Annotated in this window: 22 protein-coding genes and 3 pseudogenes; 8 read left to right on the forward strand and 17 right to left on the reverse strand. The window is 64.7% G+C overall.

Translation table 11 applies throughout. The features are described from left to right. Positions 1–223: 223 nt before the first annotated feature. Positions 224–919 carry a helix-turn-helix transcriptional regulator gene (locus M653_RS0115665; protein WP_027144203.1) on the reverse strand — a complete coding sequence of 232 codons (696 nt, stop codon included), beginning with the start codon at positions 917–919 and terminating at the stop codon, positions 224–226. Positions 920–1503: 584 nt separating this feature from the next. On the opposite strand from M653_RS0115665, the gene M653_RS0115670 reads away from it, so the two are divergent. Next, the gene (locus M653_RS0115670) at positions 1504–2133 is read left to right on the forward strand and encodes a GcrA cell cycle regulator (RefSeq protein ID WP_027144204.1); all 630 of its coding nucleotides are present in this window, start codon (positions 1504–1506) and stop codon (positions 2131–2133) included. A 115-nt stretch (positions 2134–2248) separates the two neighbouring features. On the opposite strand, the gene M653_RS0115675 is transcribed toward M653_RS0115670, so the two are convergent. Both M653_RS0115675 and M653_RS0115680 read right to left on the reverse strand, forming a co-directional pair. Then, positions 2249–2611 carry a DUF982 domain-containing protein gene (locus M653_RS0115675; protein ID WP_027144205.1) on the reverse strand — a complete coding sequence of 121 codons (363 nt, stop codon included), beginning with the start codon at positions 2609–2611 and terminating at the stop codon, positions 2249–2251. Between the two features lie 39 nt (positions 2612–2650). After that, positions 2651–2932 (reverse strand): DUF982 domain-containing protein, encoded by a 282-nt coding sequence (locus tag M653_RS0115680; RefSeq protein ID WP_027144206.1) that lies wholly within the window; start codon positions 2930–2932, stop codon positions 2651–2653. Positions 2933–3130: 198 nt separating this feature from the next. Between M653_RS0115680 and M653_RS1000000134455 the strand changes: the two genes are divergently transcribed. From M653_RS1000000134455 to M653_RS0115695, 3 genes are all read left to right on the forward strand, one after another. Further along, the gene (locus tag M653_RS1000000134455) at positions 3131–3688 is read left to right on the forward strand and encodes a DUF1376 domain-containing protein (RefSeq protein ID WP_245262165.1); all 558 of its coding nucleotides are present in this window, start codon (positions 3131–3133) and stop codon (positions 3686–3688) included. Continuing rightward, positions 3609–3914: a hypothetical protein gene (locus tag M653_RS01000000132655; RefSeq protein WP_156938203.1), complete on the forward strand. Its 306-nt coding sequence runs from the start codon at positions 3609–3611 to the stop codon at positions 3912–3914. The genes M653_RS1000000134455 and M653_RS01000000132655 overlap by 80 nt, the downstream gene beginning before the upstream one ends. 74 nt (positions 3915–3988) lie before the next feature. After that, on the forward strand, positions 3989–4579 hold the full coding sequence (locus tag M653_RS0115695) for a DUF6456 domain-containing protein (protein WP_027144207.1): 591 nt from the start codon (positions 3989–3991) through the stop codon (positions 4577–4579). Positions 4580–4661: 82 nt separating this feature from the next. Here the strand turns inward: M653_RS0115695 and M653_RS0115700 are convergent, their stop codons facing one another. The 3 genes from M653_RS0115700 to M653_RS01000000132660 form a co-directional block, all read right to left on the reverse strand. Then, positions 4662–4997: a hypothetical protein gene (locus tag M653_RS0115700; RefSeq protein ID WP_027144208.1), complete on the reverse strand. Its 336-nt coding sequence runs from the start codon at positions 4995–4997 to the stop codon at positions 4662–4664. Positions 4998–5192: 195 nt separating this feature from the next. After that, a complete protein-coding gene (locus M653_RS0115705) occupies positions 5193–5495 on the reverse strand; it encodes a hypothetical protein (protein WP_027144209.1) in 303 nt (100 codons plus the stop codon). A gap of 334 nt (positions 5496–5829) precedes the next feature. After that, on the reverse strand, positions 5830–6465 hold the full coding sequence (locus M653_RS01000000132660) for a TetR/AcrR family transcriptional regulator (protein WP_051442689.1): 636 nt from the start codon (positions 6463–6465) through the stop codon (positions 5830–5832). Positions 6466–6619: 154 nt separating this feature from the next. Here M653_RS01000000132660 and M653_RS1000000138225 point away from each other — a divergent pair. Next, a pseudogene (locus M653_RS1000000138225) lies at positions 6620–7033 on the forward strand (NADP-dependent oxidoreductase); the annotation flags it as partial. Positions 7034–7333: 300 nt separating this feature from the next. Further along, positions 7334–7441 (forward strand): annotated as a pseudogene (locus tag M653_RS1000000138230) (NADP-dependent oxidoreductase); the annotation flags it as partial. Between the two features lie 13 nt (positions 7442–7454). Here the strand turns inward: M653_RS1000000138230 and M653_RS1000000135635 are convergent. From M653_RS1000000135635 to M653_RS0115760, 9 genes and pseudogenes are all read right to left on the reverse strand, one after another. Further along, positions 7455–7607, reverse strand: a pseudogene (locus tag M653_RS1000000135635) (zinc-binding dehydrogenase); the annotation flags it as partial. Between the two features lie 42 nt (positions 7608–7649). After that, positions 7650–8324: a GntR family transcriptional regulator gene (locus tag M653_RS0115725; protein WP_027144210.1), complete on the reverse strand. Its 675-nt coding sequence runs from the start codon at positions 8322–8324 to the stop codon at positions 7650–7652. Positions 8325–8657: 333 nt separating this feature from the next. Further along, positions 8658–9035, reverse strand: a complete 378-nt coding sequence (locus M653_RS1000000135640; RefSeq protein WP_084636711.1) for a hypothetical protein — start codon at positions 9033–9035, stop codon at positions 8658–8660. A gap of 197 nt (positions 9036–9232) precedes the next feature. Next, positions 9233–10264, reverse strand: a complete 1032-nt coding sequence (locus tag M653_RS0115735) for a hydroxyacid dehydrogenase (protein WP_027144212.1) — start codon at positions 10262–10264, stop codon at positions 9233–9235. Positions 10265–10381: 117 nt separating this feature from the next. Then, positions 10382–10618 carry a hypothetical protein gene (locus M653_RS01000000132670; protein ID WP_032935345.1) on the reverse strand — a complete coding sequence of 79 codons (237 nt, stop codon included), beginning with the start codon at positions 10616–10618 and terminating at the stop codon, positions 10382–10384. Continuing rightward, on the reverse strand, positions 10615–10842 hold the full coding sequence (locus M653_RS0115745) for a hypothetical protein (RefSeq protein WP_245262156.1): 228 nt from the start codon (positions 10840–10842) through the stop codon (positions 10615–10617). Before M653_RS0115745 ends, M653_RS01000000132670 begins: the two co-directional genes overlap by 4 nt. Positions 10843–10875: 33 nt before the next feature. Then, positions 10876–11079, reverse strand: a complete 204-nt coding sequence (locus tag M653_RS0115750; RefSeq protein WP_027144214.1) for a hypothetical protein — start codon at positions 11077–11079, stop codon at positions 10876–10878. A 208-nt stretch (positions 11080–11287) separates the two neighbouring features. Further along, complete coding sequence (locus tag M653_RS0115755) at positions 11288–12487, reverse strand: NAD(P)/FAD-dependent oxidoreductase (RefSeq protein WP_245262166.1); 1200 nt, start codon at positions 12485–12487, stop codon at positions 11288–11290. A gap of 107 nt (positions 12488–12594) precedes the next feature. Continuing rightward, on the reverse strand, positions 12595–14118 hold the full coding sequence (locus tag M653_RS0115760) for a hypothetical protein (RefSeq protein ID WP_027144216.1): 1524 nt from the start codon (positions 14116–14118) through the stop codon (positions 12595–12597). A gap of 283 nt (positions 14119–14401) precedes the next feature. On the opposite strand from M653_RS0115760, the gene M653_RS0115765 reads away from it, so the two are divergent. Continuing rightward, the gene (locus M653_RS0115765) at positions 14402–16549 is read left to right on the forward strand and encodes a Wzz/FepE/Etk N-terminal domain-containing protein (RefSeq protein WP_027144217.1); all 2148 of its coding nucleotides are present in this window, start codon (positions 14402–14404) and stop codon (positions 16547–16549) included. Position 16550: 1 nt separating this feature from the next. Further along, on the forward strand, positions 16551–17897 hold the full coding sequence (locus M653_RS01000000132675) for a VpsF family polysaccharide biosynthesis protein (RefSeq protein ID WP_032935346.1): 1347 nt from the start codon (positions 16551–16553) through the stop codon (positions 17895–17897). A gap of 6 nt (positions 17898–17903) precedes the next feature. Here M653_RS01000000132675 and M653_RS0115775 read toward each other — a convergent pair whose 3' ends face one another. Next, positions 17904–19172: a cellulase family glycosylhydrolase gene (locus M653_RS0115775; protein WP_027144218.1), complete on the reverse strand. Its 1269-nt coding sequence runs from the start codon at positions 19170–19172 to the stop codon at positions 17904–17906. Then, positions 19169–20335 carry a DUF1972 domain-containing protein gene (locus M653_RS0115780; protein ID WP_027144219.1) on the reverse strand — a complete coding sequence of 389 codons (1167 nt, stop codon included), beginning with the start codon at positions 20333–20335 and terminating at the stop codon, positions 19169–19171. The genes M653_RS0115775 and M653_RS0115780 overlap by 4 nt, the downstream gene beginning before the upstream one ends. Between the last annotated feature and the right edge of the window lie 363 nt (positions 20336–20698).

Raw genomic sequence — 20698 nt, forward strand, 5'->3', positions numbered from 1 at the left:
GTCGGGCGACTTCGCCAAGCCTCGAATCGGATGGCCATCCGGTTCGAGGCTCAGTCGCTCTTCTCGCACAAAGTTTCCTCCGTGCAGATACAAGGGGTGTTCCAGCGGAGCGAGACGTCGGCTTTCCTGGGAAAAACCCTCATGCGACCTAGCTTCGCGAGGCCGCGGCCCTGGGCGAGTCACGAGCCTCGCCCGCCGCACAGGGGGGCAAAAGAAGTGAGTCTCAATACCCCAGCAGTTCCTTCAGCGGGATGACGCGCCAGACTTGCTTGATGGCGTAGCGGTTGAAGGTCAGCGTCTTGGGCGGATTGTATTGTTCGACCACCAGCTCGCCCGCCGTGCGCCGGACCAGTTTCTTGATGAAGGCCTTGCCGTTCTTCTCGTTCTCTTCCGGAAAGGTCTCGATCACCACATGGTCGCCCGGCACCGCGTCGCGGCCGCCGCAATAGATCATGTCGCCGGGCTCATAGCGCGGCACCATGGAATCCGAGAGCACATGCAGCGCGAACACTTTCGGCAGGTTGCGGACCCCTGGCGGACGCTGGACGTATCCCGCAGGCTCGCCATTGAAGGTGAAGTCGCCGTCATCGCCGCCGACGGCGGCGCCGAGCACCGGAATATCCATGGCTCCGGCCGGCAGGGGGCCGGCATCGGTGACGATCTCGGCGTCCGCCACCGGGCCGGCATCGTCGAGGAAAACGACCTCGCCCTTGCCGAGCGCCACGGGGTCGACACGCAGGAAGGCGGCGGTCTTCAACAGGTTCTCGGTCTTGGGCAGGTTGCGCCCGGTTTCCCAGTTGCCGACGGCGGCGACATCGGTGTCGTTGTGCTCGGCGATGTGGCGCATGACCAGGCCGCGCTGCTTGCGTGCCTGGCGGATCGCGGCCCCGACCCTGATCGACAGTTGCGTTTTCACCATGGCCTCATGTGACCAACAAGTCCTGCTTTCGTCCATGAAAGAATAGCTTGCGTCAATTTTTGAGTTATGCTTATATCACCTCATGCAAAAGCTCAACCCCTCAGAGTCGACAGCGCCTCCAGCCCGGCCTTGCCGGGCTGCCCTTTCCCTTCCGCCCCGGCCGCCTCCTCCCCGGCCGGGGCGAAGCGCGACGCCCGATTGCCTTGGTGCATCGGCCTCGCGTCCGGTCCGCCCGTCACTGGCGGCCGGAACGGCCGGAGCCGCCGCTCCCCGCGGCTCCGGCCCCCCATTCGACCCGGCCGCGGGTTGTTCCCTGATCCGCACCCAGGACGGCACCGTCATCCCTGACGAGCCCAAGACGGGCAGGGCGGTCTCCGCCCCTGACGGGGACATGGCGCGGGCGCGGTTTGCGCACCTCGCCGCGCCGGCCGACCGGCGGGGCTGACAGCAGCCCTTCCACGGCAATCCCAGCGGCCGACAGGCCGGACCAAGCCCGGCAGCGCCCATGGCGTCCGCGGGCGAAACCCGACGCTTGCCTGACGGTGCCGTGCGCGGCGGCCGCTGGCCGCGCAATGGAGACGGACATGGCAGGCTACAGCGACAGCGAATTGCAGGCGATTGCCGCCTGGCTGAAGGACGGGCTTTCGGCATCGAGGATCGCGGCCGCGTTCAGCGCACAACGTGGCGCGCGCGTATCGCGCAACGCCATTATCGGCATCGTCCACCGCAACGGCATGCTGGGCGCGATCGGCTTTGCCAATGGCAAGGGCCTGCCGGCGGCCGGTGCGGCGACGGCCAAGGCAGCGCGCCGCGCCGCCAAGGCGGAAACCAACCGTGCCGGCGCCGCGCTGCAGCCGGCCAAACCCGCCGCGCGGCCGAAGCGGGCTCCTTCGCCCGTCCGGCCACGGCTTTTCCAGCGCGAGGCGGGCGTGCTGATCGCCGATGGGGAAACCTACCGTTTCAAGGTACCCGCACCGCCACGTGGTCCCATCGGCCGACAGCCGCATGGCGTGGCCATGCGCTTCATCGACTGCCTGTTCAGCCGCTGCCGAGCGCCGCTCGACCTGGCGCTGGAGGAAGACCCTCAAAATGGTGCGTCCGGCGGGCGGCCGGGCCAGGACATGCTGTGCTGCGGCATGCGCACCAGGGCGATGAAAAGCTACTGCACCTATCATCAGGCGCGCTTCCAGCGCCGTGTTTGCGAGGCCGGGTGAAGCTTGGTCCCTGCTTCCAGTTTACGGGGAGAAAGTCGCTCCTGCGTGCCGTCGCCAGTCCCGATCGCCGGGGAATATTGGGAGAATTGCTTTGAACAGCTATCGCGCCGCACCGCTATTTCGGTATCTGGCGGCCCTGTTTGGGCAGGCGGCTCTGCACCGTTCGTTGCTCCAGCACCGTCGCCGGGCCGCCGCCGGCAACCAGGATGCCGGCAACGCGGGCAAAGCCGGTGAACACTTTTATCGCATCGGACTGCGAGATTTGCGCCGCGATGGCCGCGCTGCAGGCGTTGAGCGCGCTACGATAGACGTGGCCCCGCCGCTCGATGGGCCAGCGCTGCAGGAAATCGGCGGCATCGCTGACGTTTTCGATCTCCTCGACATGTCCGTCCAGGGACACTTTGAGCGGTACTCCGGTTTTCATCGTACCCACGGCGTTCACCTTCGGTCCAGGCGCGGCATTCAAGCCGACGCTCATAAACGCACAAGGCCGGCAAGCGGTTGCATCGCCGCCCTCTCAGGGGCTCGCCGCGGCGTCGAGCCACTCATGCGCGCGGCTTCTTGGCTTGGCCACCAATATGCCCTGTTGCCTTGCCGCCTCTCGAAAGGCCTCGAAGGCGGGGCGCGGGCAGCAAGTACCCTCGACCGCAAGCCGGATGAGCCGAACTGCCTCGAGATAGGCCGGCGCGGTCTTGTCGGGCCATTGGTGACGAAGCGCCGTTGCCGCATCGGCCACCGAGCCGACCAGCATGGTCTTGTTGTCGCAAAAACGCAGGGTCACCGGCATGAAAGCCGTCATGGGCGGTCCTCCCGTTCGCAGGAACGCGTCATAACGTGCGGACCGGCGGCTGGTTCCATCAGCGCGGCTGGAAGCACGGCGTGGAGCGCGGCATGAGCGAACGGCCCTTCATGCAGCTCTACGTCTCTGATTTTGTCAGGCGACACGCTGCAGCTCTCCACCGAGCAGATCGGCGCCTACATGCTGCTGCTGATGGCAATGTGGAATGCCGGCGGCGGCTTGCCCGACGATGACGCCAGGCTGGCGCGCGTGGCGCGGCTGCCGTTGAAACGATGGCGGGCGATCAGCGCCGAGCTGCTGGCCTTCTTCGAGCGCGAGAGCGGCGAGATCGGCCACAAAAGGCTGACGAAGGAGCTGCGCAAGGCGCGGCTCAAGAGCGAGGCGAGGGCGGCCGCCGGCGCGCGCGGTGGGGCCGCCACCGCCTTGAAAACAAAGGCGCATGCCGGGGCAAATGCCGATGTTTTGATGCGGCATTCTCCAGAATCCAGAAACCAGATGGAAAAAGCTCCCGCTTTTTCAGCGCACGGGGCGCGCGAAAGACCGGGGATTTCGATCGGGGGCCGTGGGACGGCTTCGGGATCGCGCGGCCCGGGCCGGCCCAAGAAACCGCCGGGTTGGATCAGGCCAAAAACCCACAGCGACGCCGCCAACGCCATCATCGAGGAGATCCGCGGATATGACCACGGCCGAACTGCAGCAGGCGACGAAGGCGCTGGCGGCAATGTTCTCCTGCTTCCCGCAATCCACCCTGACTGATGTCGAGATGCAGATGCGCGGCTATCTCGGCGCCGTCAGGGATGCCGAGCTGGCTGACTTGCAGGCCGCCATCCAGCGCTTCGTGCGCGGCGAGGTGAGGAGCGGCAACGCGCAGTTCTGCCCTTCGAGCGCGCAGCTCTGCATCGAAGTGCGCGAGCGGCGCTTGATGCGGGAGCTGCTGGCGCGGCGCGGCGTCGAGGCGGCTGCAAAGCTGGCGAAGCGATGAGGAGTTTCGATCGACAGGTCGGCGCGAAGGATCGCGACCTTCCAAGGAAACACACCCCAACAGGAGCCACATCCATGCCCAAGAAAACCAAAGCCGCCAGGCCGCAGGCGCCGAAACTGCCGAAGGGCGAGGCCGAGCAGGTGCGCATCCGCCGCGAGGTCGGCCATGATTTCGCGCTGAAGGATGATGCCTTCGGCCGTAAGCGGCTGACATCAGGCACGGCCGAGGCGCGGCGCGTCTACGAGGTGTCGAATGACGGCCACACTTCCACCGGCGGCATCGTACGGGTGCGCAATGTCGACCCGCTCCTGGGCATCACCTCGCTGTCGCGCCAGCAGCGCGAGGCCGGCCTGCGCTACCGCGAGCATTTCCAGTCCAGCCAGCGGGCTGATATCAAGCCGATGCGCTGGACGGAGCGCGTCGACGGCGGTCGCATCGGCGGCGGCATCGCCGACAGCGTGCTCAACGCCGGCCGCGCGCATGCCGCGGCGACCCGGGCGCTCGGGCATTGGGACGTGGCGGCGATCGTGCAGAAAGTCGTGTGTCTGGAACAGCCGGTGAAGACCGTGGCCGAGCAGAATGGCGAAGGACGCGACGTGGTGGCGAAGCTGCTGAAGGTGGGGCTCGACCTGCTGGCCGTGCATTATGGGATGATGGGGCGGTGAGGTGGTCCCACACCGCCGAATGCTTCTGCAACGGCTATGATTGATCCGGCCGACGGCATGCCGGCCAGATCAATTTGGACGGTCAATAGCGGCAGACACGCACTCTTTCGATGATCCGGTGGTGATGACGCCAGTGCTTCACCACCTCGGTGTGGCAGCGACGACTGTGCATGCCGTAATAGCGCGGCCGATAGCCGTTATCGTACATGCTGTAACGGTAGTGGTGACGGCCGTAATAGGGACCATAGTCGGAGTAGTCGCGGTAATAGTCCCCATAGTAGTCGCGATGTCTGGGAACGTAATAATCGTCATCATAGCCGTTTCCGATGCCGAGCGTGATGCTGGCGGCATTCGCGGGGGCCATCACCGCCACCGCCGAAGCAACTGCAATCACGGAAGCGAGCAAGAGTTTTTTCATGACAACCTCCTCTTTCAAGGTGTGTCTAATAAACGCTGAGGTCGCAGCCCTGTTCCCATAAATCGGTGAATCGATGGGTTCGAGCGGTGTGACGTGGCCGCGAAAGCACCTGCCACTGGGCAGTGCCTGCACCTGTCAGCAGTCACAAAAAGACAACCCCGCGAGCGGGGCTGTCTCCATGGCCGCGCCGCGTTGTCAGCTGCCGCCAATCAATTTCACGCTGCTGCAGAATTCCGGATGCGTGTTGGTGGGGTTGGCGTTCTTGACCTCGTCAGCGCAGGCGGTTCTCATCGCCGTCTGGTCTTCGGGCGTCAGCGCCTTCCAGGCTCTCGCGAAGGCGTCGTTGCTGACCATCGTCTTCATGCCGGAGTCCGTGTAGAACGGCTTCATCTTGGCAGGATCATCGAGAGCGGACGTTCCCTTGCTGGATCCCGCGAGAGCCGAACCGGTGACCATTGAAAGCGCCATCGCGCCAAGACAGATCATCTTGATGTTCATGGTGAGATCCTTCCCTGTTGCTTTGTGACCGTCGAAGCAACGATCAAGCTTTTTAACGAAACAGTTTGCCCGGAAGTTCCGGATTGTCAGGTCAAAATTGCTCAAACAAGCCAAAACCTATTCCAGAAAGTTCTAAAATGTTCGAGAAATTCGAACGCAGGGCAGAGCGGTCCAGGACTTTGTTATGTTCGGCAACCTTCTCCCAGTTTCGCGATTTGCGGATGGGGCCGGAAGCGGTCTCGGCTCGGCAAAAAAGCCTCGCCGGCGAGCCAGCGAGGCATTGTCGTCGCCCGGAAAGCGATCACGCAGCAACGAGGGCGGCTCGCGGAAAGTTTCAGCGCTCCCTCTCTGTTTTCGCGGCCATGGTTAAGCCGGTCTCTGCCGGCTCCTGCCCGGCTTCCCCGCGCGGCTGCGCCATCGACCGTGCCGCATCCGCTCCGGCCGCCAGGATGCGATCCGACAGGTCCGCACCCTCCACCGCGCGGGCCAGTTGAAGCGCGCCGATGAGCGTCGCGAAGATACCGAATGCCACCGCCTCCGGATCGCTTGTATGCGGCGGGAGAGCGGCCGACACCTGGCGCACCAAAGTCATCAAGCGTTCGGTGTAGAGTTGTCGCGTTTCCGGCTGCTCCCGCGCGATTTCCGGCAACAGGGCGGCGGAAGCGCAGCCCGTGCCCGGATTGTCGCGATGTTGCGCCGACAGATAGGCGTCTATGGCCGTTGCCAGGCCGCCGGAGGCCAGCGCCTGCGCGATCTGACCCGACTGACCCTCCAGCGCCCCCGCCACGCATTCCCGGACAAGTGCCGCCTTGGAGGGGAAGTGCGGATAGAAGGCGCCGTTGGTCAGCCCGGCGTCGCTCATGATGCTTGCCAGTCCCGAGGCGGCGATGCCGTCGCTCCGGAACCGCTGCGTGGCGACCTCCATGATCCCGCTGCGCGATGCGTCCTTCCGGCCCTTTTCGTACCGCATGTCCTGTCCTTCCCAAGCCTCTATTGCATTATGGTCATAATATGATATTACGAACATAATTCAACGCCTGGAAGAAAGCTAGCCCTGATGGGCTCTGGAGCATCGAAATGAAAGCGCATTCCGGAAAGATCGCGATCGTGAAAGAGCGAGTACGATGAAAACCTTTGTCGCCGACAAATATGAGAAGAAAGGCGCGCTGCGGCTCGCCGATATGCCGAAGCCGGAATTGCAAGACAATGATGTCCTGGTCGAGGTCCACGCCGCCGGCGTGAACCTTCTGGATTCCAAGCTGCGGGACGGGGAGTTCAAACTCATTGTGCCTTATCGACCGCCTTTCGTCCTTGGCCACGACGTGGCCGGCATTGTCGTGCGGGCCGGATCGAAGGTCCGCAAGTTCAAAGCCGGCGACGAAGTCTATGCGAGGCCGCGCGACGGCCGGATTGGGACATTCGCCGAATTCATCGCCATGGATGAGGCCGACGTCGCCTTGAAGCCAAAAAACCTCAGCATGGAGGAAGCCGCTTCCATTCCCTTAGTTGGTCTGACCGCCTGGCAGGTGCTGGTCGAAAGGGCAGGGCTGACGTCTTGGCATCCTGGCTGTTCACGACGACGTCATAGCCCTGCAGGACCTTCTCGAAATCGTCCTTCCGATAGTCGACGACGACATCGGCGGCCTTGCTTCCTGGCGAACCCGGGATCCGGCGGACCGGAAATGGATATCAGCTTGCCGCCCGGCTTCAGCACGCGCAGCGATTTTTCAAGCGCCGCAGGGCCAAACGCGCCGGTGTGGACTATTCCTTCCTGTTCATGTGGGCGCCTCAACGTCGTGCTGAAGCTGGTGCTGCGGCTGCTTAGTCTCGGCATACCCGGCTCCGGCGGGGTGGGCACGTTTGCTATCCAACTGGCGAAGCATCTCGGCGCGACGGTTGCGACAACGGCGAGCGCGGCGAACATGGGCCTGGTGAAAAGTCTCGGCCTCCCGGCCGCCTCTATCTGACCTTCACGACCACCTTGCCCTTGGCACGCCCCGTTTCGACATAGGCCAAGGCTTCGTTGGTCTGTTCAAACGGAAAAGTCCGGTCCATGACGGGACGTATGACGCCGGTTTCGATGAGCGACGTGATCCGGCTCAGCTGGTCGCCCTGCGGGCCGCAGGACCCAATGTCGCGGCGACGGCCGGTTCGCTAGCCGGCGCTAACCGCCGGCCCTGTTTCGATCTCCTGAAGATAAAAAACCTTGCTCGGCTGCAGATGGTCGACGCAGAGCTGCGCCAGCACCCAATTGTCGCTGCGTTTCAGCGCCTCGATCATCATCAGGTGGTGCTGGCGCGAGATGTCGAGCTTGTCCCGGTCGGCCAGCGAATTGGCCCGCACAGGCAGGCTGAGGCGCATATAGTGCTCGATCGAGGACACCAGATAGGCATTGCCGCAAGCCGAGAACATGGTGAGGTGGAAACGGTCATTGGCTTCGTGAATGCCTCTGAGATAGCCGGCGTCGACATGGGCGCTGTAAACGTGGTGGATCTCGGTCAATTCCGCGATCAGCGCGTCGCTCGCCGGCAGGCGGATCATCAGCGCGGCCTGGCGCTGCAGCATCTCGCGCACCTCGTAGATCTGGCGGACCTCCTCGGGCGCGAGCCGGCGCACCATGGCGCCCTTGTTGCGCTCGCGCGTGGCGACGCCGAGCCTTTCCAGCTGGTAGAGGGCCTGGCGGATGGTGTGGCGCGAGACTGGGAAACGGGCCAGAAGCACGTCCTCGACCAGGCGCGTGCCGGGCGCCAGCCGGCCGAAGATGATGTCTTCCTCCAGCGCGTGGACGATATCGGCTTCCTTGCCGCCATAGTCGACCGTGTTGAGCATCGCGACCCTCTTGTTGGTCCGGCCAATGAGGATTGACCCCGGCCAATTTTTTATTGGCCGCAAGCCAGTCTAGAGCATTTCCGGCGAAAACAGGATGCTCCATCCCTTTGTTCGCTGCTTGCGGGCCGACAGGGAAAGGCCCGCCACCGACGCGACTCGTGACGGGCCTTCTGGAGTACGCCGGGCTTCCCACCGCCCGGCCATTTGCAAAACCTGCCGGCGGCGCGATCGTTCCATCACAACAGGAAGCTTACCCCGGGGGGAACGGGCCTTGCGGAGGTGCAGCTATCCGCGGTAACCGCCGACAGTCTCTCACGCTTCAAAAGCGTCGGCTTATTTGTGAATGAGCCATTCTATCAAGCCGGTCTCGACCCGCTCGCAGCCGGTAAACTCGGACACCAGGTTTTTGGCCAGATCGCGCCATTGACACTCGGGCAGGTTCGCTTCCCTGACCAAATCTCGAAATACAGCGCGGAGAATGTCGGCATCGAACGCGGAGACGGCAACGGGAGCCGCGTCTTCCCAGGCTTGGCCGGTGTTATCGCGATGGCGTCGGCGAAGCCGTTCCAGAAGCTCGCGTGATTGCGCGATCGCGCGCCGGGAATGGTCCAAATCGCGGCGAAAGGCGGCTTTTCCAGCAATGGAACGATGCCGTAACAGGAAGCTGGCTTCGATAGCTGCCTGCGCCATGTCTATATGGCTTTCAACCATCGCTACCTCCCTCAGGACTAATCTACTCCTCCGAAGGGGTATCTCAAAGAGGATTCAACGTACGATTTGGTACGAGGGGGAAGCTTGGCGGAGTATTGAACGGACCGGCCCGAACAGCGCAGGCGTGCGCAACGGCGACGCCCGCTTTGGTCGGGTGTAATGTCCCGACGACCATGTCAGCCCCTGGGCGACATGCATCAGTTCCTGTCCGATGGCTTCGAGCGCATCCTCGACACTGTCTCGCGCTCGGCGCGTTTGGAGCGCAGCGGCGGCAGGCCGCGATCGATCAGGTCCATGTCTTCCAGCACCATGTCACCCATGCGCTTGAAGGCGATGTCGAGGGCGCCGGCGCGGTGGGCGGAGCGCAGGAAGCCGGGCAGCGCGCGCACGGGATGGTCGCCTGCCAGCGGCTCTTCGGGGAAGACGTCGCTGGCGGCGAGGATGTGGCCGCTCTTCACCGCCGCCATCAAGGCGGGGAAGTCGACCACGCCGGCACGGCTGAGCAGGATGAAGGCAGCGCCCTTTCGCATGCTGGCCAAAGCATCGGCACCCAGAAAACCCTGGTTCTCGGAAGTCACTGAGGCGACGACGAAAACGAAGTCGCTTTGCGACAGCACCTCGTCCAGCGAGGCCGGCTCGACGCCATTTTCCCTCAGTATCGACGGCGGCAGCCAGGGGTCGAACACCTTCGTACGGGTGCGGAAGCCCGACAGCAGGCGGTTGAGCGCGCGGCCGAGATCGCCGAAGCCGATGATGCCGACATCGGCGCCCGAAAGCAGCCGCGCCGTCTGGTTGCCGTCGCCGCCCCATAGTTCCTGCCCCTGGCGGAAAGCGAGGTCGGCATCGACGACGCCGCGGGCAAGGTTGAGCGCCATGGCCAAGCCGAGTTCAGCCACCGGCTCGGCGAAGACCAGGCCCGTCGTGACGACATGGATGCCGCGCGAAAACAGCGTTTCATAGGGCATGTTGTCGAGGAGATTGCTCTCGACATTGAAGACGCAGCGCAGCGCCGTCATCGCGTCAAGCGTCTCCGGCGAGATCGGCGGTTGGCCGACGATGTAGCGGGCCTCGGCCAGCACCTCGGCCGGCAGCCGCGCCACGCCGTCCGGCGTCGTCTCGACGATGCGGTAACGCGCCTTGAGCCGCGCCAGCTGCGGCGGCGTGAAGATCAGCTCGAGCGTGCGCGGCTCCGGCGCGCTGATGACCAGCGGCAAGGCGGTCTCTGACATGGCAAGCTCCTCCCGAAACGGCTTGTGGCGCTTTCTCGGTCCTAAATCTATCCCGGACTAGCGGATTTAAAAGCACGGTAGACCGATTTACTCGGCGCAGGAGCGTTTCGCTCAAAATCAGAGAGCCGTCCCGGCACGATTGACATTGGCGGTAAAGCCGGTCTTCTCTGCGTATCCAACAAAGGGGGAATAGCTGATGAAGAAATACGAGAAGCCAAGCTGGCGGAAGCGCGAACGGCTTTCGGCCGTCACTGCCGCCGTTGTATTTTCGGTAACGCTGACCTGACGGCATTCGCTTGCCGTGACAAAGGCGCGACCGGTCGCGCCGTTTGCTTTGGGAAAAGCACGCCTCACCCCCGCGGCTTTGGCGGTGCGGGCTTCTGTTCCTCGCCGCTTGGCTCGGCGGACAGCCGCTGCTTGCGAAGGCGGGCTGTCTTTGCGTCGCGGGCCTTTCGTTCGGCGTCGAGGATGATCCGCGACTCTCGATCCGCTCTCTCAAGCTTTTTCTTGTCGACCAATCGGGCCACTTCGTTCTCCGGCGGCATGTCGCATTCCATAAAACCAATCGTGTGCGGCAAGGTTCCGCCGGATGCCGGCTGCGAGCGATCGCGTCAGGATTTTGCCTGGCCTGATCGCTCGGCGCGATGACCGGATTGCCAGCTGGTAAGTTGGCGCTCGGCTTCGGATATGGTCACGCTCATCAAGCCGTCAAATTCGGCCATGGCTTCCATGTGCCCATGATCAATGATGGATTTGCGAAGGATGCGCATCGCCAGAATGGCATCCTGCAACGCTCGGTCGATGTTCTTGACCATGACAGGATCTCCTGCGGGCATAACCTGTCTGCGCGCCGCTGGTTCCGGCTGAACGGCACTGGATTTGCCTTTTTTCAGCGCTATGTCATTGCCCTGGGGAAGCGGTCCGGCGCTCCCCTTCCGCCGCAGGGGAGGGAGAAGGGTAGAGGTGCTGTCCTTGGGACAGCACCAGGGGAGGGGCTTCTGACGATAGAGGGCGGGAGCGCCCTCATGCCATGCCCGGCTCCCGCCGCAGTCCCAAATGGCGCACCTTGCGGCCGACGATCACCAGCCGGCGTGCCATGTTGTTGCGCAGGCGCCGCGCGCGCCATTCCAGTCCGGTTTCGGTGGTGATCCGCTTGGCATATACGCTCACACGCATGCCTGCCTCATCGGAAGCTAGCTTGACCGGATCGTCATAGAAGGTGCCGATCTTGTCAGCCGCCATGCCTGGTGTTTCCAGCCAGCGCGGAATGTGGACGGAATGGAGCCGATCGACGTCGATCATGACCCGTCCTATGCCGACGCCCGGCGTCGGGCATGTCGTACAGAACGCGTCGCCGATGAAGACGACCCCGTCGCGACGGTGGCCTTGCGTCGTGGTCAGATTGACCTGCCGGACCTCGACGGGACTTGCGACAGCGAAGTTGCCGCATTGTGCCGATATTTCGGGCATCAACTCGCAAAGCATCTTTTGCGGATCGGCCCGGAAATCCCTCGTCCATTGGTCGGCCACGGTGCGATAGACGAACATGTTGGCCCGCATCTTGTCGCCGAGAGGGAAGATGCTGATGTAGGCTACGCGGTCGCTCGCCCGCCTGCCGTAGCAGGTGACGGCCCGAAAGCCGCAGTCGCGCTGGGAGACAGCGAGGTCGAAACCCATCGACAACGAATGGGCCTTCGATTGCTCCACGCGTTCGACGCCGATGGCGCGCCGCACCGCTTCGCCGTAGCCGGTGGCGACCACCAGCAGGCGGGCGATGATGACGCTGCCGTCGCTCAGCACCAGGCGCTGCCGGTCCGGTCCGGTCGAGACCTCGACGACCTTGCCGACCGTTAGCGGCACTTGCGGGGGAAGGGCGTCACGAAGCCCGTTGATCAACGCGCCGTAGGAAAATGCGTATTCCGGCCTGCGCTCACGCGCGAACAGCTGGCCAAGGCGGAAGACGTGAATGTCGTCAAACGGTGTGACGAGACGTTTGATCGTTTCGTCGAGGCCGAGCTTCTCGAACAGCCGTATCTGGTCGGTACCGATTTTCTCGGCCCGGAACTCGTCGTGATGGATCCGGTGCGGATCGATCAGCGCCACCTTGCGGCCGGCTTTTCCCAAGGCGGTGGCCAGCGTGGTGCCGGCCATTCCGGCGCCAACGATCGCCACGTCGACTTCGGCCGGGACAGCCTCGACGGTGGTCATCTCGCTGCCCTTCATGCCAGTCACCTTTTGTCTCCACAAAGTGTGGTGGAAAATATCTTCCGGGCCGTATCAACCTCAAGCAACCAGCACGGGTGGCTGGTAGTAACAAATGTTTAGGTTAACTACGGTCGGATCTTCTGTTTCCAGCGCGGCGCGACCGCCGAGCCATCGATGAACTCCAGGCCGCCCGCCTCGTTGAGCGTGTGCAGCTTACGCCCGCTCCATAGCGCGCCAGGGGTTAAGATCGTCTCGACACGCTGGTCCATGCCGTTCAAATCAAGGTGAGTGACGCGTGCGATGCCAAGGGCGCCGCCGTAGCTCCTGCGGCAGTCCTGCACCGGGCGCAGCAACTGGCCGCCGCGCTCCACCATGCGTCCGGCCGGCCGCGCCGAGGCGATATCGATCAGCACCGGATTCTTGGGATGCGGCGTCCAGGGGCCGCGAAAGTCCGGCGCCGACCACAGATGCAGCGCGTCGGAGAAAGCGCCGCCTCCGTCCCGGGCAGTGCCTTCACCGTCCCGGACGGTGGTAAACATCCACCACGAGCCACCATGCTCGACCAAGGTGGCGTCGCTGGCGACGATATCGGACAGCAGCGTCGCTTCCTTGACCCATCCGCCGGGGAAGGCGGTGGCGCGGTAGAGATCCACCGTGCGGTTGGCGCAGCTTTCCGGCACCATCCAGACCTCGCCGTCGCGCTCGAAGACGAAGGGGTAGGACAGGTGATAGGACAGGTCGAGCACCGGCTCCGGGCGGCCGATCGGCCCCGACGGGCCGAACGGCACGGCGGAGATGATGGCTCGGCCCAGACGGTGGATATAGTCCTCGACGAACAAGGTTACCTGTCCCTGGTAAAGGATCGGGAACGGATCGGCATAGAAGCGGCTGCCGTCGTCGGGCAGCTCTTGCCAACCCGATGCCGGATGCGCGCGCAGGTCGAACAGATCCCGCCCTCCGGTCTCGCGCCAGCCGACCTTCCAGTGCGGAGCATTGTAGCAGAGATGGTAGATCTTCTGGGCGACGCGCCGCGCCAGCGCCTTGCCCGCCCTGACCCCGAGCTTGCCGGCCGAGGGCAGCGACGGCGCAGCCCTACCGTCCATCGGCTCGGGCAGGACGGGCAGGGCACCGCGTGCGGCACCCGTCACCGCCGCCAGGATCAGGCTTGCCGTGCGCGCCAGCATGTCCTGGAAGGCGGCAAGCGCGATGCCGCCATATTCGGTGCCCAGGCGTCCTTCGGCGACGACGGCACCATTCTCCTCGACGCGGGCCAGCGGGGTCCGGCCATCGAGGATCGACGCCAGCAGGGCGGCTTCGCCGCCGGCGCCGTCATAGGTCAAACGCCAGACGCGTGTTCCCTCCACTTGCACGTCCCCGCAGAGGTCGAGCACGAGGTCCGGCGAGACGGGCGTCCGCGTTTGGAAGGGTGCCAGCGCCGACAGCGGCAGGCGCTTGGCCAACCCATCCGCGGGCAAGCCGTGGATGACCGTTTCAAGCTGGAACAGCGCGGCTATGCTGCCTGGAATGCCGCTGCCGGCCGGGCGTGCGTCGACGCTGACCTCGACATCGGCGAGCGCGGCCAGGCGCTGCAGCAGCAGCAGGTGAAAAGCACGGAGGCAGTCGCTGTCCAGGCGCAGGCTGACCTGCATGTCGCACCCCTAGAATTCTGATGTTCGGTAACGGCCGGTGTTCGATTTTTGGGCACGATAGGTGGGCGATGGTCGGACTGGAGGGAGATGTTGCTCCATTTCCATTCGTTTCCCGCTCGCTTGCGCCCTGTCAACACGGCCCGTGCCTTTGCTACGCAAACTCCGTGCCAAAAAACAGAAGAGCTCCCAACATAATTAATAGTGTTTTAACAGTTGGAGTAATAGCTAGGCTGAAGCCGCAATTTAGTCTTTTGAGGCATATGGAGTGTTGTCGGAGCGACCTTTGCAATCATCCCTGCTCTCGTTGCCGCAACAACAAGCTCCGCAGGCGATGCAATATGCGCCGGAGCCGCCTCCGGCCGCGTCGTATCCGTCCTCGTCCGTCGAGCTGGGTGACCTGAAGCGTATATTGGTGCGCCGCCGTTTCCTGATCCTCGCCACAGCCGCACTGCTGACCCTTGCAGCGCTGCTCTATGGACTGTTCACGCCGGCGCTCTACAGCTCGGTGGCGGAGATCATCGTCGATCCGCAAGACCTGCAGGTGGTCACCAACGACGTCAATCCGAGCCGGGTTCCGCCCGATGGCGGCATCACCATGGTGGAAAGCCAGGTTGCCGTCGTCCAGTCGAGCGGCGTGCTGCTCAGGGCTATCGCGGCGACCAACCTGACCGAGGATCCGGAATTCAACGGGCAAGGTGGGTTGTTGAGCCGTTTGCTCGGCGGCGTGCTAGGCTCGGAGTCGACCGAGACGGACAAGACGGGCGAAACCGACAAGACGGGGACGACGCTCGATGCACTGCGCCGGCGGCTGGCGGTCAAGCGGGCCGACAAGGTGCTGGTCCTCGACGTGATCGTCACCGCTAAGAGCGCCGACAAGGCGGCGAAGCTCGCCAATGCCATCGCGCAGGCCTACCTGGCCGACCAGGCCGCGGCGCGCGCGAAGATGGCCACGGACGCTTCCGACTCGATCACCGCGCGGCTGGAAGAGCAGCGCAAGCGCGTCCAGCGGGCCGAGAATGCGGTCGAGGCCTACAAGTCCGCCAACAACATGGTGATGGCTGCGGGCAATCTGGTCAGCGACCAGGAACTGACCGAGATCAACACGCAGCTGGCGGCCGCGCAAAGCCGCACCGCGACGCTGAAGGCGCAGGTCGACCAGTTGCGCCGGTCCGGCGGCGCACCGGACGCGACCTCGGAAGCGATGCGCTCGGCGGTGATTTCGAGCCTGCGGGCACAGGAGGCGACGCTTGTCGACCAGGTCTCGCAGCTCGGCACGGAACTCGGGCCGCGCCATCCCTCGATGATGGCGGCCCAGCAGCAATTGCGCGACACGCGCGCGCTCATCGCGCGCGAACTCGGCCGCATCGGCGCCGCCGCCGAAACCGACTATGAGCGGGCACTGGCCAACCAGCAGGCGCTGGAGGCCAAGGTCGCGGGCATGAAGAGCAAGTCGCTCGACACCGACCAGGCCTCGGTCAAGCTGCGCGAACTGCAGCGCGATCTCGAGGCGGTGCGCTCGGTCTACGCCACCTACCTGCAGCGGGCGCAGGAAACGCGCGAGCAGGTCAATGTCGACAGCACCAATGCGCGCATCATCTCCGACGCCATGCCGGCCCTGAAGAAGAGCTGGCCGCCGCTGCTGCTGCTGGTATTCGGCGCGTTCTTCGGCGGGCTGGGGCTCGGCACCGGCATGGCGCTGATCGCGGAATATTCATCGCCGACGGTGCTTTCCAGCGCGCAGATGCAATCGGCGATCGACGCGCCCGTGGTGGGCGTGCTGCCGGCAAAATCGGCGCGCCGCCGCTGGTGGCCTTTCGGTGGCGCCGCCGCGCAGGCCGGACAAAAAATGGACGCCGTCGCCGGCCTGGCGTTGAGGCGCCTGTTCTCCTCCAGCCGGCGTCCGCCGGACTGGCCGCTGGTGCCGTCCATCCTGCTGACGTCGGCGCCGGAAGATGCCGCGCAACGGGGCCGGGTGGCGCGCCTGCTGGCCAACGCCGCGGCTGCCAGGGGCAGCCGTGTCCTGTTCATCGACACCAATGCCGGCAAGGGCCACAAGGAACCGCAGCCCGGCCTGCTTGACGTGCTGCGCGGCGAATATGCCTTCGAGGCGCTGAGCCAGTACGCGCCCGGCAGCAACGTCGCGGTTCTCGGCAAGGGTCGGCCAAAGGCTGCCTTCTCCGAGGCGAAGGGCGTCTATTACACGCAGCACATGCTGGCTCAGGCGAGCCGCAATTTCGAACTCGTCGTCGTCGACGGCGGCGCGCTGGCCGACAATCTCAACGCCTCGCCTCTGGTCGCCATGGTCGACGAGATCGTGCTTGTCGCCACGCTGAACGCGACGCCGATGCGCGATGTCACGGCGGCCGCGCAGGCCATTTCCGTCATGGGACGGTTGCCGACCGGCGCCTTGCTGGTCGACGAGGCGGCCTGACATGTCTGCCATCCGGGGTGCCGCCCGGTCCGCCACCCCGGCAGCCGGCTGGGCCGGCCAGGATCAAGCAGCGGCTTCGCGCCGCACCGGCAATTCACTCGACTGGGTGACCGGCTATGGCCTGGTTGCGGTGGTGGCGTTGCTGTTCAGCATCTCGGGCGGCATGCTGTGGCTGGTGGGCTACAATTACGACGGGCTGACCGGCAATCCGGCGACCAAGATCCATCCCTCCACCTATCTGCTCGTGCTGATGTTTGCCTGGCGCGCCTGCACGTTCGGCAACCCGGTCGGCTACACGCTGGCCATCGCCGACAGGCGGCCGGCGAGCGCGCTGCTGGCCGTCATGTCGATCATGCTGCTGGTCATCGTCATCATCAGGCAGCGCCCCGGCATGGCCGGCATGATCGACACGTTCGTGGCGCCGGCGCTGCTGGTGATGATGCTGGCCGAGGCCGATGAAAAGATATTCGCCCGCATGCAAACGGTGGTGCACGCGGTGATGACGGTGAACGCGCTGCTCGCATTGTTCGAATTCGCCACCAAGACGCTGGTCTTTCCCTACCGGCTCGACGGCGTGGTGTTCATGAACGACCTGCGCTCGACGGCGCTTCAGGGGCATCCGTTGTCCAACGCCACGATCACCGCGATCTACGTGCTGGCGCTGCTTTCGGGTTCGCGATCGCTGTCCATGCCGCTGCGGCTCNGGCTGATCGGCCTGCAATGCGCGGCGCTGGTCGTGTTCGGCGGGCGCTCGGCGATGGTGACGACGATCGCGCTCGGCGGCATCTATCTGCTTTTCAGCGGCGTCGCTTATCTGCGGCGAGGACGCATCAGCCTGCCGGGTGCGGCCCTTGCGGTCATGCTCGCCTCGCTGCTGCCAGTCGTGCTCGCCATGCTGTTCTCCTACGGCTTCTTCGACGCGCTGCTGGAACGCTTCGTGTCGGACAGCGGCAGCGCCAATGCCCGCGTCGAAATGTTCGAGCTCTTCAAGCATTTCGAACTGCGCGACTTGATCGTCGGGCCCGATATCGATCTCATCGAAAGCCTGCGCCGCATCAACGGCCTCGAACAGGGCATCGAGAACCCGATCATCCGCCTGCTCCTCTATCAGGGCGCCTTCTTCACCCTGCTGTTGTTTCTGGGCTTCGCACTGTTCATGCACGAAGTGGCGCGCCGCTGCCATCCCGGCATCTGGCTGACGGTGCTGGGCTGGCTGATCCTGCTCAACACCTCCGAAAGCCTGGCGTCCAAGACGACGCTGATGACCAAGTTCGTGGTGATCGCGCTGGCGCTGTACCGGCCGGTGAGGGTGGGGGTACGACGCCCGGCGCAAGTGCCGCGAGCGTAGCGCTCTCTACTCCGGCATCCTCAGCCCCAGCGCATCCACCATCGCAGGGTCGAGCGCCCGCGTCGTGTCGTCCATCATGCCCATGCCGTCGAAGAGGTCCCAGAAGGCCCAGGGAAAGCCTGATGCCTCGGCGCTCTGCCTGACATCTGATATGTAGCGGGCGCGGTCGGGGTTGGGGGCGGCGACGTAGCGGGCGTCGGTGCGCAGCGCGCCGAATTCGCCCATGATGACGCGCTGCGGCGCGATGCCGTGGCTGTCGGCCCAATCGCGCGCCTGGCTCAGATATTTGTCGATGAACCAGCGGCCGGGCCTGGCGTCGAAATAGACCTTCAGCACGCGTTCGGTCTCGGCATAGGCGGCCTGCTTGTCCGCTTCGGAGGTCTTGGTGTCCTGAGCCATGCGCGCCCTGACCGAAGCCAGCGTCCGTTCGAACGAACCGGCGGAGGCCGGCCATGGCACGTTGTTGAGCGCGCGGTAGACGGGCTCGCGCATCCAGGGCGCGCCCTGATGGCTGAACAGATAGGGTTCGTAGAAATGGAAGGTGAAGAGGATCGGCTCGAAGGCCGCCAGCGGCTCCGGGTCGAGCGCGGCGAGCCCGCTCACCATCGAGCCGCAGCCGCCGGTGACGACAAGCGGCAAGATCCGGGACGACGCCCTGGCCGCCGTCAAGAAGGCCGCCTGGACATTCGACCAGACATTGGAGGAGCAGGATTGCGGCGGTTCGTTGACGGGTTCCAGCGCCACCATGCCCTGTGCGAACCGCTGCAGCCTGCCGGCAAGCGTGCCGACCAGCGCGCGATAGGCTTCGAATTCCGGCGCGGCGGTGCTGGAGACCATGCGGTCGGGAGTCCAGTAATGGGTGGCGCCGTTGGCCTGCACGTTGACGATGATGCCCAGACCGGCATCGATGACGGCCGCCACGGCATCGTCCAGCATCGTCAGCAATTTTGCACGCGTGGCGGCGTCGGCGGCCAGGAACGGGCCGGGATCGACGGGCAGGCGGATGAAATCGAGCCCGGTCTGACGCAGCCGGCGAAGGTCGTCCGGTGTCGGCACCGGCCGCTGCGGCTGGAAGGGCGGCCAGTCATAATCGGTGCGCGGCGCCGGAAATTCGCGTGTCAGCGCGAACCAGGGCCAGGCATTGACGCCGCGGCGAAAGCGCCATTCGCCAGTGGCGGCCAGCGCGGGCGCTGCGGTCGAAAGCGCCGCCGTGGCGGGCACCAGCGCCGTCGACAGCGCGGTCCTCAGCAGCCGCCGTCGCGACCAACCCGTCATACGGCGCCGGGCGAGGGGCGATCGACCGGCACGGCCGCAGCGGCGGGCACGCCCAGAAGCCGATAGGCTTCGCTTTCATAGGCAAGCAGGACGTCGTCCCAGCGAAAGGCTTCGTTGGCGCGGGCCCTCGCGGCGTCGCCACAAGTCCTGACCAGGGCGTCATCCTCCATCGCCTGCCGCATCCGCTCAGCGCAGCTCCGCGCGTCGGTGAAATAGATGGCTGCCGCACCCGCGGTCCATCGGTTGTAGGGGTTGTCGTGGGCGATCACCATGTTGCCGGCGGCCAGCGCCTCGACCAGCGACGGGTTGGTGCCGCCGACCGTGTGGCCATGCAAATAGGCGCGCGCGTGAAAACGCAGCGCCTTCACCGCCGCCTGGTCGTAGATGGCGCCGGGCAGCACCACCGAGGCGTTCGCCGCCTTGCGAACGGCGACATGATAAGGGATCTGGTCGGAAAGCGTGCCCAGGACCACCAGCTTCATGTCGCGCTTCTGGCTGCAGAAGGCTTCGACGAGGGGCAGGATGTTGTTGTCGGGCTCGATGCGCGCGATCGAGATCAGATATTTGCCGGGCTCGAGGCCGAGCGCGCGCACCGGCGCCTCCGGTGCCGATGTCACGGGGTCGGCGCCATAGGTGATGGTGGCTATGGCGCTGCGCGGCCGGCGCGTCGCCAGGTGGTCCGCGATCACGGGATGGTCGGCGACCAGGCGGTGCGAGGCCCAGGCGCCGATCCACTCGTTGAGCCAGAACCATGTGCGCGCCGCCACACCCCATTTGGGCCGGCGCCACTCAATGCCGTCCATGTTGGTGATGATCTTGCGCCGCATCAGCCTCAGCCAGGTCAGGAAGACCGCGCCATTATAGCCGAGTACCAGGCAGACACCGGGCCGACGGGCAGCGTCGAGCACGCATTGCCAGTCGAATTCCAGCGTCGCGCGCGGGCCCTTCGAGGCGACCTGGACATGGATGAGCTCGATGCCTTTCCAGGTGTCGACGCGCACCCTCTGGTCGACCCGCTCGACTTCATCCTGGCAGTAGACGCCGACCTTCCAGCCGCGCCCGGCAAGAAACAGCGCCACCTTCTCGGCGAAGGTTTCAAAGCCGCCATGGGCAGCGGGAATGCCGCGCGTCCCGAGGATCAGGATGGTGGTTTCCGGTTTCATGGCTGGTGGCGCTTTCAAATCCGCTTGCTCCGCAATGCGCGGGCCGTCTCGTCTGGAAACCACAGTCCAGCGATATCCATGCCAGACTCAGTTCCGCTCATTATGGCACCGGGGTGTAAAATATTTCTTCCAGCGGCCGGAGTTGTTTCACTATCGGTCAACTATCCCGGCGTATGTGTATCGAAACAAGGCAATGCCGCGACCTGGCGACCAGCAGACGGTCAAGTCAGGGCCGGCATGATCCTTGCTCATGGACTTCTGTGCGCCACATCGGCGGAGGACGTGCAGCATTGGCATGGTGATCCGGGTTCCACATCCGCTCGTCACCATGCCGGCTATAAGTGAAGTCCAAAGGGGTGTTGG

The organism is Mesorhizobium sp. WSM3626 (genome assembly GCF_000513935.1).
GTDB classification, from domain to species: Bacteria; Pseudomonadota; Alphaproteobacteria; order Rhizobiales; family Rhizobiaceae; genus Mesorhizobium; species Mesorhizobium salmacidum.